Source organism: Marinomonas sp. 63XJN7_9_ISO-PGPR-S23-217, from assembly GCF_056173515.1.
Window position 1 is genome coordinate 4,186,424 of the sequence record NZ_CM149678.1, and the last position, 16,231, is coordinate 4,202,654.

A 16,231-nucleotide genomic window follows, 5' to 3' on the forward strand; every position below is an offset into this window, starting at 1 on the left:
TTTAACGCATCCCCTTTAGACAGGCAATAACAGGTAATCAATGACCACCGGTGATATCAGGCTTGCTTTAGGAAGCAAGACAGATAGCCCGACCATGTTCGTGCACTTCGACAAGTTCTTTGTGCAAACTACAAATTGCTTGCTCGTAGTCTTCCTCTTCCACAACAAACTGCATATCCACCTGGCGCATAGATTGGTGCATTGCAAGCACGTTAATCTCTTGTTCAGCAATGGCTTTCACTGCTTTTGCCAACATACCTGTGGTTTTCATATCGCTACCAATAGCAGATACAATGGCAACTTTACGCTGAGAGATTTCCGCATCAGGGAATTTTTCATGCAATACTTTCATCACCCGCTTCAAGGTATTTAGACTCACGCCTAGATAATGAGTGATAGTGTTGGCATTAATGTCTTTGGCAATGATGTGAGCTTTAAACTGACGCATCACTTTCAGTATCGCCACATCGAACTGATCAATATCGCCTGCCATGTCTTGGTCAAAGATCTCAACCGCAAACACACCACGAGAACCGGCAATAATCTCAACACAAGGCTCATCACTGACGTAATCACCCGTAATCAAGGTACCTGTATGTTCTGGCTCAAAGGTGTTTTTCACACGTAACGCGATATTATGCTGACGTAACCCTTTTGCCGCTTTAGGGTGAATCGCTTCCATCCCCAAATTAGCCAGTTGATCGGCAACATCATAGTTAGTTCGGCCTATTGGCACTGCCTTGTTCTCACCTACCAGTCGAGGATCCGCACTGCTTAAGTGAAACTCTTTATGAATAACTGCTTCACGAGCTTCGGTCAAAACCGCAATTCGACTAAAGGTCATTTCACTGTATCCCCGGTCGAATGTTGACATTAAACCTGTTTCACTATGAGCATAGCCTGTTGCAATAGGCAGCTGAGTAGACAGGTCAATGTCCTTAAATGTATCGATTATTCGCTCGTCAAGAGACATATGGCAAGGGCTATTCCACCCAGTCAAGTCAACAAATACCGCATTAACACCATCACGTTTTAATAAGGTTGCAGTATTCCAAGCACTATGTGCCTCACCAAGACTTGCCAACATTTCACGCACCGTTGCCAAATGCTCGCTGATCGAAAAGTGACCATGTTGGCACAGGCGATGGAGGTCTTCTAAACACTCTTGAGCATCTTGCAAACGGCGATTCAAAAAGTAATTCGCTTCTTCCAGCAAAGTACCTTCAAATAACGAGTGATTAATTTCTAGCATGGCAGCCCGCACATCTTTCAGCGCTTTTGACCAAGACTTTTGATTTCGCTCTTTGGCAAAATAAGCATAAACACCAGCGTCACCGGTTTTTTTATGTTCAAGCAATTGGTCTGTAATACCACCATAAGCCGATACTACAAAAATGCGGTTATATAAGTCATTCGTTTGAGCTGGTTTAAACACGATATTATCGCGTACAGAGTGGTAGTCGCTCATGGACGTACCACCGATTTTTTCAACTGTATGTAGTCCCATCATTAAACCCAATTTATTAAGGGGCTGAAGAGCAATCTCCAGCCAAAATCTAAACTGCCGCTATATTGTCATAAGGCTGCAAAAAGTTTAAGTATTAATCACTTTTTTCAACGGCCTAATGTTGTCTCTGGCGGCTATATATTCTGGTCTTACCTTAGTATCACCAAACGGTTTGCCAACACGATTGGATAAAGCATTGTAAACAAAGAACAAATTTGAGCGAGGCGCGGGGGTAATGTTACCGTTGGAGCCATGCAATAAATTGCAATCAAATAAAATAATTCGCCCCGGTTGCCCCACGGCGGCCTCAATACCATATGACTTCACCAAGTTTTGTACGGTTTGATCATCTGGGACGCCTACTTCTTGTCTTTTTAACGATGACAGATAGTTATTGTCTGGTGTTTCCCCCACACAAGAAATATAAGTATGGTGTGACCCTGGAATGACAAGAAGAGGACCATTGTTATGGTCGTTAGGAGTGAGGGTAATGGACATACTCAGAGCTCGCATTCTCGGCATACCATCTTCCACATGCCAGGTTTCAAAATCAGAATGCCAATAGAACTCTTTCCCTCTAAACCCTGGCTTGTAATTTAAGCGGGTTTGATGGAGATAAACCTGATCTCCTAATATGTATTCCGCGATTCTTACCAGTCTCGGATCTTCGGCAACGCTTTGAAAAAAATCATTCAGTTTATGAACATCAAATACCGAACGAATGTCGCCACTGTTGGCTTCCGTGACACTCTCTTCACGTTGTTTAATAAACTCATCATCTCGCAAACACTGCATGTATTGCTGCATTTTTGCGACTTCATCTTCGCTAAAAAGATGATCTAGAAATAAAAAGCCGTTTTTTTCATAGTGATCTAAAAGCGCCTCATCTAAAGGCGCTTTTTGTCGATCATCAGAGAAAATAACGGGGTCTTTGCGATTGAAATACGTAGGCTTCTGATATTGTCTAGATGGATAATCATCGACTACCCTATCTTTTTTCAATACTTCATCAGTAGTAACACTCCATTTAGTTTGCCCCAATACCTCAGGAGACCCACTATCTAGAACATACGCCGACGATGACATTATCGCTCCTCCTTCTATACTCCTCTATGTTAACGAAATGAGCTTTGTACCTTTACTTGAGTAGATTAAAAGATGTTTTATTAATCTAACAACTCGTAAGCGCCTTCTGAGTTGTGCACTTCTTTGCCTGTAATCGGTGGATTAAACACACATGCCAATTTAAGCTCTTTAAAAGCTCGTAAAGTATGGGCATCGTGTTTATCTAAAACATATACAACACCGGGTTTGATATGGTGTTTTTGACCCGTTTCGCGGCTTTCCACTTCCCCTTCACCGGAGATGCAATACACGGACTCTAAGTGATTTTGATAATGCATATCAAAATCTTTGCCTTCATAAATCGTCGTAATGTGGAAAGAAAAACCCATGTTATCTTCTTTTAGCAGTAAACGAGTGCTTTCCCAATTTCCATCAGGGGAAACGACACGACGTTCGGTCTTTTCGCATTCAGCTAAATCACGTGCAAACATTGTATTCTCCTATAAACGATCTTCACAATTTAAATCAGGTGGTCAACAACCTTAATAACCTAAGGTTGTTGACCTACCCCTTTAACTCACTCTTAAGCTCGGTGTGTCATACCAATTAATTTTTACGGTAACACTCTACTTACGACAGCGCTTTTTAAAGAGTGTGTAGCCTTTTTCAACAACAACGTTATACGGCGATGTCGTAGTTTTCATCAAAATAGCTTTTCGCTTCTGGCATGTCGTCTTCTTTAGCACACACTTCTTTGATTGCGTTCTCAAGAATGTCAATACCTTGCTTGAGGTCCTCGTCGCTAATAATCAAAGGACAAAGGAACTTAACAACATGATCATCCGCACCAGATGTCTCAATCATTAGGCCATTTTGGAAACATTTGTGGGTAATTTTTCCGGCAAGCTCACCACTTACACAATTGATACCGCGCATCATGCCTCGTCCATGTAGAGTAAAGTTACCTTCACCATATTTATCCACAATGGCTTGAGTACGTTTCAGGATGTAATCCCCTTTGCGCTGAATCTCTTTTTCAAAGGTATTGTCTTGCCAAAAAGTATCAATGGCGGCTTTTGCTGTGACAAATGCCAAATTATTACCACGGAAAGTACCGTTATGCTCACCTGGTTTCCATTGATCCAATTCAGGTGTCATAAGGACAATGGCAAATGGCAGACCATAACCACCAATTGACTTCGACATGGTAACGATGTCAGGCTTGATGCCCGCAGGCTCAAAGCTAAAGAAAGTACCTGTACGACCACAACCGGCTTGAATGTCATCAACAATCAGTAGCACTTCGTGTTTTTTACAAACAGCTTCAAGGTTCTGTAACCATTCAAAGCTGGCTGCATTAATACCGCCCTCACCCTGAACTGTTTCAACAATAACCGCAGCGGGAAGGTCAACACCACTGCTTGAATCCGACAATACTTTGTCTAAATATTCCGTGGTTTCAATGCCATCACCAAGGTAGCCATCAAAAGGAACGGTTGAAACACCGGCACCTAAACTGGTACCAGCGGCGCCACGGTGATGAGAGTTGCCCGTTACCGATAGGGCACCCAAGCTACAACCGTGGAAACCGTTCGTGAAACTCACAATGTTTTCACGGCCTGTTACGTTTCTAGCAAGCTTCAATGCGGCTTCAACGGCGTTTGTTCCTGTGGGTCCAGTAAATTGAACCATATACTCCAGATTACGGGGTTTTAAAATATACTCATTAAAACTCTCCAAAAAGGCGGCTTTCGCTTTGGTATGCAAATCCAAGCCGTGAGTTACGCCGTCTTCCATAATGTATTCAATCAGTTTTTCTTTGAAAACAGGGTTGTTATGGCCATAGTTCAACGTACCAGCCCCTGCTAGGAAGTCGATGTATTTGTTGCCATCCTCGTCAAACAAATGGGCACCTTGGGCACGATGAAAAACACGAGGGAATGAACGTGCGTATGATTGTACTTCCGATTCAAGCTCTTCAAAAATTTTCATGCTAATACTTCCTCTTAATTAAATTTATGCAAATCAACAAACAGAACAGGGAACAGAGGCCTCATCAAAAAGGGCCGATACGAACCAAAAATTCTGTGTCATGTTTTCCTTGAAAGTGACTATCTTTATCGTATTGAACTGAGTCTTCTAACGGTGCGCCTAATTGCTTAGCCATACTGCGAAACAGTGCCCAAGACGCCCCATTGGATTTAGTAATAGTGGTTTCTATATAAGCCACATCGGAACAAATTGGGCGCTCTAATAAAGCCGACAGCATTTTTTTCGCCAAACCTCGACCTCGTGCAGCTTCACCAACCGCCACCTGCCATACAAACAAGGTATTTGTTCGATTTGGAATCAAGTAGCCAGAAATAAAGCCAACTAAACGACCCTCTAGCATTGCTGAGACACTTGTCTCACTAAAGTGATCTGCTTGCAGCAAGTTGCAGTACACCGAATTGGTATCCAGTGGTGGACAACTAGCAACCAACTGGTTAATCAACATACCATGCTCTGCTCTTGGTTTAATAAGCTCTATGTTATTCAAAACCACACCTCAATAAATTAGAAAACAAAGTATCTCTTTAATGAATGAGTGTTCTCAAATACACAAACACCCATAAAACCCCCGTATTACGGAGGATAAATAATTCATTTATCACTCAACACCTGGAAAAGTGATTTGATGTCTAACAATTTTAAACAGATTTAAACATATGTCCAGCTATTATTTAGAGAACTAATGTTTTGTTGAGTAATATTCTCTTCAAGAGAACTTGGTGTATTTACGGAACCCCTTAAGGCATAAGGCATTGCAGAAAGATCGACTTAAAATAAAAAATGTCGTTTTTTTGTTGCATGAACGAGACAAAATTTGGAGAATCCTGCCCCTTAACAAAGCCAGACCCCACAAATCGAACCGATCACCATTTAATGGTAATGAGAGAACCTTGCATAACAACATGACTCGCAACGCTCTCAATGTAAGTTGTTTGTAGGGGGCGGCGTGATATTGCTGTTTAACTTTCAACTTTTTTAGAGATTATTATGCAAGAAAAGACATCTAGTCAGGGCTCATGGGCGAGCCGATGGGTATTTATTATGGCGGCAACGGGTTCTGCTGTCGGCCTTGGAAATATTTGGAAATTTCCCTACATCACGGGGGAAAATGGCGGCGGAGCCTTCGTTCTAGTCTATCTAGTATGTATTTTGTTTGTGGGCATTCCTATCATGATGGCTGAGGTCTTTATTGGCCGTCGTGGTAGAAAAAACCCCGTCGACTCTCTGGAGGATGTTGCAGAGGAGTCCGGTCAGACTAAAGCATGGGGCCTCATTGGCATCGTTGGTATGTTCACGGGCATTATGATTTTTTCTTTCTACTCCATTGTCGCAGGGTGGGTATTGAACTATATCAAAGCCATGGCCACAGGAGAGCTAGCTGGACTGACATCCGATCAGGCCAATGCCACTTTTAAAGCCCTACTAGCCGATCCCATGACCCTACTTGGCTGGCATACCTTGTTCGTTGTTATGACAGTGTTTGTGGTAGCCAGAGGTGTCAATAAGGGACTTGAAATGGCAACTCGTATTATGATGCCTGCGCTTTTCATCCTTCTGCTTGTTCTGCTTGGTTATGCCATGAGCACAAAAAGCTTCTCCGCTGGTTGGCATTTCATGTTTGATTTTGACTTCAGTAAATTAAGCTGGAGTGCTGTGTTAGTTGCCTTAGGCCATTCTTTCTTTACCTTATCTCTTGGCATGGGCACCATGATGGCTTACGGTTCCTATATGCCAAAGAAAGCGTCTATTGGTAGTACCGTGATCGCCATTGGCGCTTTGGATACATTGGTTGCGCTGGTTGCTGGCTTGTGTATTTTCCCTGTGATTTTCGCTAATGGAATGGATCCTGCCGCAGGCCCAGGCTTGATGTTTATGTCCTTACCCGTTGCCTTTGGGCAAATGCCTTTTGGTCAACTGTTTGGTTTCCTATTCTTTGTTCTTGTGGGCATCGCCGCTTGGACATCCTCTATCTCATTGATGGAGCCAACCGTTGCTTTTATCGTGGAACGCATGAAGATCAAACGTATTACTGCTTCCATCGCCATTGGTTTCATCGTTTGGTTACTTGGTATCGCTTGTCTTGGTTCTTTTAACTTTATGAGCAACATTACCATCTTCGGTAAGAATATCTTTGACTTCTTAGACTATGCGACGGCGAATATCATGTTACCTCTTGGCGGTATCTTTACCGCACTATTCGCTGGCTGGGCTGTTAAATCAAAATTCTCTGAAGAAGAGCTATCGGTCTCTAAGCTATTTTTCTCATATTGGAAAATAAGCGTGATGGTCATAAGTCCCATCGCTGTTGCTATCGTTTTTGTTCTAAACCTTTAACTAAAAACGGTTCAGCAAACACATCAAAGCCTCATTTGCCTATAGGTAAATGAGGCTTTTTTATAAAAACGTCAAATCACATGATCAAACAAGCACTCAGATTACATGGATCTTAGCGCATAACTCTCACTGGCTGATTCGACAATATTCACTAACATGGCCTGACTCTTTGATCCTGAATAACGTGCCCAAATTTTCTCGTGAAAATAAAAAGCCACGGTGTTAATGGCAGGCTCTATAAGAGCCACCGCACCACCAACCAACACACTTCCGGTAATAACATAGGCAACCGTAAAGGCAATGGTAAAGTGCATCACGGCAAAAGTAAGTGTTTTCGTCATGTGAATCTCCTCTGTTTTTCTAAGCTCTTTTGATGGCTTTGATAATAGAGGAGATTTTTTAATTAACTAAATACATTGTATGCATAGTTCTAATAGATATTTTATTAAAATCATTCATGCATATCGATCATTGATAGAAGAAGCTATGCCTCAATTAATAAGACTTGGATAAGGCAAATCCTAAAATCCCTTCTAATGGCTCAGAATATGCACAAACCGACTTGGCTAATACTGATTTGCTCTCTTGCAACGCCACCCAGAAACCGGCCCCAATAACAGAAGTGGGTCTATTCCAGGAAGACATCATAGTTACCGAGTCATCAATATTGCTAATAAACTCTCCTTCTGCAAATACAATCACGCCCTGAGGATCAACCCCCAATACAAGCTCATTAAGCTCTTGATAAGTGGTCATCATGGGCATAACAGCACAGGAATAACCTTGGTCATTGAGCATGGCGGCGGCGACAAAACACCACAAAGTGCGTTGCCCCAACAACCCAGTGATCAACACCTTAGGAGCCGCTTTTTGTTGATCCTTTAATGTCATTAACCGAGAGGACAAGCAAGCCGTCAGAACGGTTTCGCAAAAGCGACCGGCCGCTAGTCGGGCCAGCTTATCAAGACTGGGAACGATCCAATTGCGCACAGCGATTGATGTAGGATATTGAGAGAAAATCTGTTGGTATAAGCGCTCTATTTTGTACTCATCAAATACACATGAGGCTGTTACCAACTGATCTTGCCAATCTAACCACTCGTTGGAGAGTTCCAGATTCTCCAACGATGCCCCTTTGTCCAATAAAGAACGTACTTTGCTAACAGAAACACCTTGCTGAATCCAATGGACAATGGCTTCAACACGTTGCACATCATTCAGATTGTACAAGCGATGGCCTTTTGCAGTTCGTTTTGGTTTCAACAAACCATAACGTCGCTCCCAAGCCCTCAAGGTCACAGAATTTACTCCTGTCTTTTCCGATAAAGTGCGGATAGCAAATAGGTCTACGTCCTCTTCATTCAAATCATTTTTCACCTAACGATCTCTCCTTCAAGCCTATTAAGCCAAGATCTTCGAACTAAAAACTATACAAATTTTTTTTTGTACAAGATATATTGCATTTCTTGTACAAGCATCTATATTGTATAAATAATAACTTGTACAAGCAATTTTATCGTACAAGTCTTACAAACAGACAATACAGATCAAGGTGACATCATGAGAGAGCAAAAAATACCCAAGGACACCCTATACAACTCGCCATCATACTATGACGTTGCGATTATCGGGGCAGGTCTTTCCGGCAGTTTATGCGCTCAACAACTCTCGCGTATGGGATGGTCTGTCTGTGTTATCGAAAAGAGTCGCGGCTCTGGTGGCCGTGCCAGTAGCAAACATCTCGACCAAAACACAAGCTGTGAGCTTGGCACGCCATTTATTTCAATTCACCACAAAGACACTAAGCCGCTTTTTGCGTCATTAGTTGAACAAGGTATTGCCGCCTACTGGCCCGATGCACAGGCGTATGTTGGCATTCCTAAAATGAGCGCCATTACTCGCCATTGGTTAACTAACAGTGACTTAATCACTAATACACGCATCAATTCTCTTGAACAAATCGATTACGTTGAGCAAGGCAGTCTAGCGACAACAGATATCTGGCGACTTTATGATGAACAACATCAGGCCATTGCTCAAGCTAAATGCCTTATTGTTACTATACCAGCGTCTCAGGCGGTGACACTATTATCAACAACTCAGCAGATTGATGAGCTAATCGCATGCGCCCATCAGGTGGCCCAAACGACCCAGCCTCAATGGGCCATGTGCCTAGACACAGAACCGTCAACGCTACCACCGATTCTCATACCTAAATCATCGACATTGCAGCGACTTGTCAAAGACAGTGCCAAACCCAATAGAAGACAAGGACATAACGGCTCAGAAAGATGGGTTATACAAGCTTCCCCTGAGTGGACACAACACTACTTGGACGAGGATAAAAACACCATTGCCACCTTACTCATCCAAGCATTTTTTCATGAGACCCAACTCATACCGAAAAAAACAAGCGAGCCCCATCGCTGGCTGCTGGCGCGAACCGACGTCTATAAACATCAACAGCCGTTTATGTGGCACTCCCCAAAAAACATCGGCCTGGCGGGTGATTGGCTCTGTCAAGGCGATGCTGAAGGAGCCCTGATAAGTGCTTTGGGTTTATGTGACTATCTCAATCAGATGAGGATAACAAGATGACAACCATTGAACAGCTTCCACAAAAGCAATTTCATGCTGATCACTTAAATCACCGAATTCCAGTTGGAATCAGTGCTTGTTTGCTTGGTGACAATGTTCGCTTTAATGGCGGACATAGCCGATCCACTTATTGCGATCAACATCTGAGCGACTATTTTGATTATCAAAAGTTCTGCCCAGAAGTTGCCGCAGGTTTTGGAACACCACGGCCAACACTGCGTCTTGAAGGAAACCCAGAGGCCCCAAGAATGACCTATTCCAATCAAAAAGGAGGTGATGTTTCCGATGTATTCATGGCCGCCAGCCAACCCTATATTGAGCAGCTAAGTCACCTGGATGGCTATATTTTGATGAAAAATTCCCCAAGCTGTGGGCTAGAGCGTATCAAGGTCTATCAAGAAAATGGTCACCCTCATATGCAGCGCACAGCAGGATTATTCACCCGCGCCCTAAAAGCTCGTTATCCACTATTACCCGTTGAAGAAGACGGTCGACTCAACGACCCTATGCTACGTGAAAACTTTTTAACACGAGTGTTTGCTCACCATGAATTTCGCCACTGCGTGAACGCCAAACCAAGCATGAAAGCCCTGATTGCTTTTCATAGCCGCTACAAATATTTGATCATGGCCCATTCACAATCTGCCTATAAACAATTGGGCAAAATGCTCTCTGGCAATGACCCCAGAACGCTAGATGAGCTAAAAGCCGCGTACTTTGAAGTTTTTATGACGGCTCTGTCACAGACTGCTAAACGGAAAAACCACTGTAACGTGTTAATGCACCTTATTGGCTATCTAAAACGCTCTGTTGATTCCTCGATTCGTCAAGACATATTAAACGTAGTTGAACAATATCGGCGCGAAGAGGTAAACCTCGCCACGCCCGTCGCCCTGTTGCACCACTACTTGAAACATCATGGCAGTCAATATGTGCAAGAGCAACGTTATTTTGCCCCCTACCCAAGTGCGCTTGGCATCCGCAATACCATCTAGTTAGTCGTAGAATAGTAGGAGGCCATTATGGTCATAGAACAACTCGTCTGGATCCGGAACGATCTACGTTGGCAAGACAATCCAGCCCTATATTTTGCCTCCCTAAAAGGCCCCATTCGGGTGCTTGTGATTGCCACACCAAAACAATGGCAAAAGCACCATGAATCCGAGGCAAAAATAGGACTGAGAGCAGGACTGATTCGCTGCTTGTTTAGCAAACTGGCTAGCCTAGGTATTCCAGCAGATCTCATTGAAGGAGAGTATTTTGAGCAAGTACCTGATATTCTGCGCCAATATTGTCAGGACAACGCCATAAAGCATGTCTGGTACAACCAAGATTTGCCGATCGATGAAAGACAGAGAGATCAGGCGGTGAATCAAGCACTCCAAGGCATTCATATTGAAGTCCATCCACAAAAACCGGACTTGATTGTTTCCCGTCCTGTACTAAGTCAGCAAGGCACACCGTTTAAAGTTTTTACACCATTTTATAAACGCTGGCTCACCATGCTTAATGAGCAATCTATTGAGCCTCTACTCGCCCCCAAACAACAAGCAGATGCACTTGACGAGCAGCCCCTGACCATGGCGTGGCAGCGGCCATTTCGAGACGACCTTTGGAGGCCAGATCAAGACAAAGCCAGCCAGACACTTTGGCAATTTTGTCACCGTAAAGAAGGCCAGTATGACGAACAACGTGACTTTCCCATGGCGCCGGGCACCAGTACTTTATCCCCTTACCTAGCCCTTGGCGCGCTGGGGCCAAGGGAATGTGTGTATGCCATAACCTATGTTTGCAATGAGCAAGGCCGACCATGGCAAGACAGTGTTTGGTTAAAAGAATTGGCTTGGCGAGACTTTTACCGTCAACTTATGGGACACTTTCCTACGCTATCAAAACACCACCCCTTTAAACCCGAGACAGACCACATTGTGTGGCGCGATAATAAAGCGGAGCAGCTCGCTTGGCAAAAAGGCCAAACGGGATTTCCTATCGTCGATGCGGCCATGAGACAGCTGAATAAAACAGGTTGGATGCATAATCGCTTACGGATGATTACGGCAAGCTTCTTCAGCAAATTATTATTTGCAGACTGGCGAAGAGGAGAGCAGTACTTTATGAGTCAACTCATTGACGGCGAATTTGCGGCTAACAACGGTGGCTGGCAATGGAGTGCCTCAACGGGGTGCGATGCGGCGCCATATTTTCGTGTTTTCAATCCCACAAGACAGTCGGAACGCTACGATACAAACGGTGAGTTTATTCGCCGTTTTGTTCCTGAGCTAAAAAGCTTGGATAACAAATCGATTCATAATCCGTCAACTGAGCAACGAAAAGCACTGGGTTACCCGAGCCCGATTGTAGATTATCAAGCCGCTCGAAAAGCAGCCATCGAAGCGTTCGATCGATTAAAAAATTATTCATCCTAAGCCGTTAAATACTCTTAAAAACGGCCCTGCGGCTTTTCGGGTCTAAACACCAAGAGGCTCTTTTGCAATAAAACTTTCGTAATGATTGGTTTAGCACTATAATTAGAGCTATAATATTTTATAATTGAGTCTATTTGATGTGTATTTTCTCACATATAATATAGGATTCTAACTTGCCAACATTGGCGATTATCTGTCACCTTTTTTATGAGTCGCTCTAGCAATATGCCTGAATCACAACATTTACATGATGTCCTTGTTCATTTACGCCGTATCATTCGTGCGACTGACTTACAGTCGAAACGAGTCGTAAAAGCTTGTGGGTTAACGATCCCTCAAATAATGGTGCTACGCTCTATTGAGAGCTTGGGCGATGTTACCGTTCGCAAAATATCCGACAGCGTCTCATTGAGCCAAGCCACAGTAACCACCATTTTAAATCGGTTAGAAGATCGCAAACTGGTTGAGCGTGTTAGAGCACAAAAAGACAAACGTATTGTAAACGCTAGACTAACCGATCAAGGTCGCACTTTACTGCACTCTGCTCCCCCTCTGCTACATGAAAAGTTCATTAGTGAGTTTGAAAGTCTACAAGGCTGGGAGCAAACTCAAGTTCTCTCCTCTTTACAGCGTATTGCCATCATGATGGACGCAGAACACATTGATGCTGCACCTCTTCTGGATATTAATTCTCCCAATCAATAACGCACGCACATCCTTAGATCACAAATCTTATAAAAACTCGACTGTGCAATATAGTCGAGTTTTTTTGTCAATAGACGAGCTTCCCAGGTCACCCTAACTTCACACTAACACCACTATTCTGGCCTCTCTGAGCGCCTATCTCAAACGTCTATTACGACAGTTTTCACGATATCGAACCGATAATAAATCCTTAATTTTTGATAAATCTGACAAAAATTTGCTATAAATACTTAGATATGTAAACTTAATTAATATAATAAAAATGCCACATCACATTCAAAAGGAAATTATTATGTATAAAAAAGCACTCCTTGCGGGGTTAATGACCCTTGCAACCACCTCTGTTTTCGCAGCAAATAGCCAATGCGGAAACGTCACTATCGCAAACATGAACTGGAACTCAGCGACATTAATGGCGAATGTAGACAAGTTCATCCTGAATCATGGTTATGGCTGCCATGCTGAACTCGTTCCTGGTGATACCATGCCAACGGGCACTTCCATGATAGAAAAAGGAGAACCAGACATAGCGCCAGAAATGTGGACAAACTCCATGAAAGATGCCATTGATCGCGGCGTTAAAGAAGGCCGCCTTAAAATTGCGGCGAAATCCCTCTCTGACGGTGGCGAAGAAGGGTTTTGGGTGCCTAAATATATGGTCGACAAGGATCCATCACTCGCCACCATCCAAGGAGTCATTAAACACGCGAAAGATTTCCCAAATCCTCAAGATAGCTCAGTCTCTGCATTTTACGGCTGCCCTCCTGGTTGGAACTGCCAAATATCAGCACAGAACCTTTTTAATGCATTACATCTAAAAAAAGCTGGGTTTGTTCTCGTCAACCCAGGTTCTGGAGCAGGCTTAGCAGGCACCTTAGCACATGCTTATGAGAAAAAAGCGCCATGGTTTGGCTACTACTGGGCACCAACAGCCATTTTAGGAAAATATCAAATGGTGAAGGTAGATTTTGGTACTGGCGTCAATAAAAAAGAGTTTACAAGCTGTATCACGCAGGCAAACTGCTTAGATCCAAAACCCACCATGTACCCACCTTCCCCTGTTTATACGTTGACAACGGCTAAATTCGAGAAAAGATCCCCTGAAGCCTTTGCGTATTTACAGCATCGTTCATACACCAACAAGCAAATGAACAGCTTATTAGCCTGGATGGAAGACAACCAAGCTGACGGCCAATACGCTGCAGAAGAGTTCATGCTAAAACATAAAGATATTTGGTCGAAATGGGTTAGTAAAAAAGTGGCGGCTAAGCTCGATAAAGCACTTAACAATCTATAAATCTTGTATTTAGAGGGCTTCGTAAAGCCCTCTCTTATTTTATTTCGTCAAGAGACCCATATTATGTCTTCCAATTGGCTAACACAATTTCCTGATATGAGCCGTCGAGACTTACTCACCATTCGACAAACGTTAGATGGCGCTTATCGACATTTTTCACGCGAATACGGTGACGCAATCGAAGCGGCTTTTCATCCTCTTTTAAAATTTCTTATCTGGTTTGATAATCTGCTTATTCAGACCCCTTGGTGGATCATCATCATTGCCATCACCAGCTTAGTTTATGCAGCTACCCGTTCTTGGAAATTGAGCTTAGGCGTTGTTATCTCATTACTTCTCATTGGCTACTTTGGTATGTGGGAAAACACGATGCGAACCCTCAGTATTATCACAGTGTGTACCCTTATTTCTATCGCACTGGGTATTCCAATTGGCATCTTAATGGCACGTTCTGATCGGGCACAATCCATCATCACACCGCTACTTGATGTCATGCAAACCATGCCAGCATTTGTTTACTTAATTCCAGTGGTGATGCTGCTTGGCATAGGTAAAATTCCAGGTGTAATCGCGGTGGTGATTTATGCCATTCCTCCCGTTATTCGTTTAACAAACCTGGGGATTAGACTCGTCTCGAAAGAAACCCTTGAAGCGGCCACCGCCTTTGGGGCCACACCAACTCAAAGATTGCTAGGTGTGCAACTCCCCCTTGCCATGCCAACCATTATGGCGGGAATCAACCAAACCATCATGATGGCTCTCGCCATGGTTGTTATTGCCTCCATGATTGGGGTGAATGGACTTGGTCAACCCGTTCTCAGGTCCATTACCAATCAATATTTCACACTTGGACTTTTGAATGGCTTAGCCATTGTTGCGCTCGCAATTATCTTTGACCGGGTGTCACAAAGCTACGCGAAACGCACCCAAAAACATTTAGAGGGCGCTCACAATGACTGAACACAACATACACACTAATGAGCCTTCTCTAGAAAAAAGCACAACCCTGATTGAAATAGAAGGCCTTTACCAGATCTTTGGCAAAACCCCTAAGGAGGTTCTCCCTAAAGTTAAAGCGGGAGCAAGCAAAGAGGAAGTTCTTGCCGAAACGGGTCACACCGTTGGCTTACAGGATATTAATCTAAGCATAAAACGCGGTGAGATCTTCGTGATTATGGGCCTATCAGGCTCAGGAAAATCAACCCTTATCCGTCACTTTAATCGCTTGATAGACCCAACGGCAGGTCTCATTCGGGTGGATGGCGATAACATCATGGAGTTTTCCATGAAAGACTTAACAACGTTTCGCCGTCACAAAATGTCAATGGTCTTTCAACATTTCGGCTTAATGCCACACCGAACTGTGCTAGAAAACGTTGGCTATGGCTTATCCATCAAGGGTGAAAACAAGAAAGACTGGGAAGAAAAGGCCAATCAATGGCTTGATACGGTTGGTCTCACGGGGTACGGAGAACAGTACCCATCACAGCTCTCGGGCGGACAACAGCAACGTGTCGGCCTCGCTCGCGCGTTGTGTACAGACGCGGAAATATTGCTCATGGACGAGGCTTTCTCAGCATTGGATCCGTTAATTCGCAGTGAAATGCAAGAACAGCTCTTGGATCTACAGGAAAACCTGCAAAAAACCATCATTTTCATCACCCATGACCTCGATGAAGCTCTTCGACTTGGTGATCGAATTGCAGTATTGAAAGATGGCAAACTGGTTCAAGTCGGCAATCCCGTTGATATCGTACTGAAGCCAGCGGATGAGTATGTTCGAGCCTTTGCAAAAGATGTCAACCGGGCCAGAGCACTCAGCGTACAAACCATCATGACAGCCAGTACTGAAAAACTAACAGGCAAAGTAGTAGGTGATGTGAGAGGTGATTTTCCTAAGGATAAGGATCATGCGTTTGTTTTCAATGAGGAAGGCTATCAGGGCATATTAAGCAGAACAAAACTGGATGATATGGATGACAGCACGCCACTCAACGAAGTATTGCAGCCACTGACGTCTGTACGCCAAAGCACACCATTGCAAGATGTGATTCCGATTGCCCTTACCTCCCCGTTCGATATTCCGGTAATTAATAAAAAAGGCGTATTAAAAGGGCGAATAGAAGCGAAAAAATTAGCCGATGTGTTGTCTCCTTAGCATTCTTAATGCTTTCCTAAAACCATTCAGTATCTCAAAAGCGCAAAAATGGCCGCATAAGCGGCCATTTTTTGGCTTAACACTTCTAT

At 43.6% G+C, this 16,231-nt stretch carries 15 protein-coding genes; 8 read left to right on the forward strand and 7 right to left on the reverse strand.

What is annotated here, in order from left to right; translation table 11 throughout:
* Positions 1 to 67: 67 nt before the first annotated feature.
* The 5 genes from AC0VYI_RS19655 to ectA all read right to left on the reverse strand — a co-directional run bounded on the left by AC0VYI_RS19655 (position 68) and on the right by ectA (position 5,117).
* On the reverse strand, positions 68 to 1,507 hold the full coding sequence (locus AC0VYI_RS19655; protein ID WP_199474168.1) for an aspartate kinase: 1,440 nt from the start codon (positions 1,505 to 1,507) through the stop codon (positions 68 to 70).
* Positions 1,508 to 1,594: 87 nt separating this feature from the next.
* Entirely contained in the window at positions 1,595 to 2,593 is a 999-nt protein-coding gene (gene thpD / locus AC0VYI_RS19660; protein ID WP_475445011.1) for an ectoine hydroxylase, read from the reverse strand.
* Positions 2,594 to 2,673: 80 nt separating this feature from the next.
* Complete coding sequence (locus tag AC0VYI_RS19665) at positions 2,674 to 3,063, reverse strand: ectoine synthase (RefSeq protein WP_067013657.1); 390 nt, start codon at positions 3,061 to 3,063, stop codon at positions 2,674 to 2,676.
* 187 nt (positions 3,064 to 3,250) lie between these two features.
* Complete coding sequence (gene ectB / locus AC0VYI_RS19670) at positions 3,251 to 4,564, reverse strand: diaminobutyrate--2-oxoglutarate transaminase (RefSeq protein WP_199474164.1); 1,314 nt, start codon at positions 4,562 to 4,564, stop codon at positions 3,251 to 3,253.
* Positions 4,565 to 4,628: 64 nt separating this feature from the next.
* Positions 4,629 to 5,117: a diaminobutyrate acetyltransferase gene (gene ectA, locus AC0VYI_RS19675; protein WP_325097251.1), complete on the reverse strand. Its 489-nt coding sequence runs from the start codon at positions 5,115 to 5,117 to the stop codon at positions 4,629 to 4,631.
* Between the two features lie 494 nt (positions 5,118 to 5,611).
* On the opposite strand from ectA, the gene AC0VYI_RS19680 reads away from it, so the two are divergent.
* Complete coding sequence (locus tag AC0VYI_RS19680; protein WP_475445014.1) at positions 5,612 to 6,958, forward strand: sodium-dependent transporter; 1,347 nt, start codon at positions 5,612 to 5,614, stop codon at positions 6,956 to 6,958.
* 101 nt (positions 6,959 to 7,059) lie between these two features.
* Here the strand turns inward: AC0VYI_RS19680 and AC0VYI_RS19685 are convergent, their stop codons facing one another.
* Positions 7,060 to 7,299 (reverse strand): DUF2061 domain-containing protein, encoded by a 240-nt coding sequence (locus AC0VYI_RS19685; protein WP_199474158.1) that lies wholly within the window; start codon positions 7,297 to 7,299, stop codon positions 7,060 to 7,062.
* A gap of 154 nt (positions 7,300 to 7,453) precedes the next feature.
* Positions 7,454 to 8,335, reverse strand: a complete 882-nt coding sequence (locus AC0VYI_RS19690; protein WP_475445015.1) for a MerR family transcriptional regulator — start codon at positions 8,333 to 8,335, stop codon at positions 7,454 to 7,456.
* 183 nt (positions 8,336 to 8,518) lie between these two features.
* Between AC0VYI_RS19690 and AC0VYI_RS19695 the strand changes: the two genes are divergently transcribed.
* The 7 genes from AC0VYI_RS19695 (at position 8,519) to AC0VYI_RS19725 (ending at position 16,142) form a co-directional block, all read left to right on the forward strand.
* Positions 8,519 to 9,556 (forward strand): NAD(P)/FAD-dependent oxidoreductase, encoded by a 1,038-nt coding sequence (locus tag AC0VYI_RS19695; protein ID WP_475445016.1) that lies wholly within the window; start codon positions 8,519 to 8,521, stop codon positions 9,554 to 9,556.
* On the forward strand, positions 9,553 to 10,551 hold the full coding sequence (locus tag AC0VYI_RS19700; protein WP_475445017.1) for a YbgA family protein: 999 nt from the start codon (positions 9,553 to 9,555) through the stop codon (positions 10,549 to 10,551). Before AC0VYI_RS19695 ends, AC0VYI_RS19700 begins: the two co-directional genes overlap by 4 nt.
* 27 nt (positions 10,552 to 10,578) lie before the next feature.
* Positions 10,579 to 11,982 (forward strand): deoxyribodipyrimidine photo-lyase, encoded by a 1,404-nt coding sequence (gene phrB, locus AC0VYI_RS19705; RefSeq protein ID WP_475445019.1) that lies wholly within the window; start codon positions 10,579 to 10,581, stop codon positions 11,980 to 11,982.
* A 225-nt stretch (positions 11,983 to 12,207) separates the two neighbouring features.
* A complete protein-coding gene (locus AC0VYI_RS19710) occupies positions 12,208 to 12,687 on the forward strand; it encodes a MarR family winged helix-turn-helix transcriptional regulator (protein ID WP_199474151.1) in 480 nt (159 codons plus the stop codon).
* Between the two features lie 292 nt (positions 12,688 to 12,979).
* Positions 12,980 to 13,984, forward strand: a complete 1,005-nt coding sequence (locus AC0VYI_RS19715) for an ABC transporter substrate-binding protein (protein ID WP_199474148.1) — start codon at positions 12,980 to 12,982, stop codon at positions 13,982 to 13,984.
* A gap of 63 nt (positions 13,985 to 14,047) precedes the next feature.
* Positions 14,048 to 14,944, forward strand: coding sequence for an ABC transporter permease (locus tag AC0VYI_RS19720; protein WP_475445021.1), 897 nt, complete (start codon positions 14,048 to 14,050; stop codon positions 14,942 to 14,944).
* Positions 14,937 to 16,142 carry a quaternary amine ABC transporter ATP-binding protein gene (locus tag AC0VYI_RS19725; protein WP_475445023.1) on the forward strand — a complete coding sequence of 402 codons (1,206 nt, stop codon included), beginning with the start codon at positions 14,937 to 14,939 and terminating at the stop codon, positions 16,140 to 16,142. The genes AC0VYI_RS19720 and AC0VYI_RS19725 overlap by 8 nt, the downstream gene beginning before the upstream one ends.
* The last annotated feature ends 89 nt before the right edge of the window (positions 16,143 to 16,231 follow it).

What these genes read in the sequence shown, in the direction of transcription:
- AC0VYI_RS19655 (WP_199474168.1), bottom strand. Translation starts at nt 1,507, where the DNA reads ATGGGACTACATACAGTTGAAAAAATCGGTGGTACGTCCATGAGCGAC.
- thpD (WP_475445011.1), bottom strand. Translation starts at nt 2,593, where the DNA reads ATGTCATCGTCGGCGTATGTTCTAGATAGTGGGTCTCCTGAGGTATTG.
- AC0VYI_RS19665 (WP_067013657.1), bottom strand. Translation starts at nt 3,063, where the DNA reads ATGTTTGCACGTGATTTAGCTGAATGCGAAAAGACCGAACGTCGTGTC.
- ectB (WP_199474164.1), bottom strand. Translation starts at nt 4,564, where the DNA reads ATGAAAATTTTTGAAGAGCTTGAATCGGAAGTACAATCATACGCACGT.
- AC0VYI_RS19680 (WP_475445014.1), top strand. Translation starts at nt 5,612, where the DNA reads ATGCAAGAAAAGACATCTAGTCAGGGCTCATGGGCGAGCCGATGGGTA.
- AC0VYI_RS19685 (WP_199474158.1), bottom strand. Translation starts at nt 7,299, where the DNA reads ATGACGAAAACACTTACTTTTGCCGTGATGCACTTTACCATTGCCTTT.
- AC0VYI_RS19695 (WP_475445016.1), top strand. Translation starts at nt 8,519, where the DNA reads ATGAGAGAGCAAAAAATACCCAAGGACACCCTATACAACTCGCCATCA.
- AC0VYI_RS19700 (WP_475445017.1), top strand. Translation starts at nt 9,553, where the DNA reads ATGACAACCATTGAACAGCTTCCACAAAAGCAATTTCATGCTGATCAC.
- phrB (WP_475445019.1), top strand. Translation starts at nt 10,579, where the DNA reads ATGGTCATAGAACAACTCGTCTGGATCCGGAACGATCTACGTTGGCAA.
- AC0VYI_RS19710 (WP_199474151.1), top strand. Translation starts at nt 12,208, where the DNA reads ATGCCTGAATCACAACATTTACATGATGTCCTTGTTCATTTACGCCGT.
- AC0VYI_RS19715 (WP_199474148.1), top strand. Translation starts at nt 12,980, where the DNA reads ATGTATAAAAAAGCACTCCTTGCGGGGTTAATGACCCTTGCAACCACC.
- AC0VYI_RS19720 (WP_475445021.1), top strand. Translation starts at nt 14,048, where the DNA reads ATGTCTTCCAATTGGCTAACACAATTTCCTGATATGAGCCGTCGAGAC.
- AC0VYI_RS19725 (WP_475445023.1), top strand. Translation starts at nt 14,937, where the DNA reads ATGACTGAACACAACATACACACTAATGAGCCTTCTCTAGAAAAAAGC.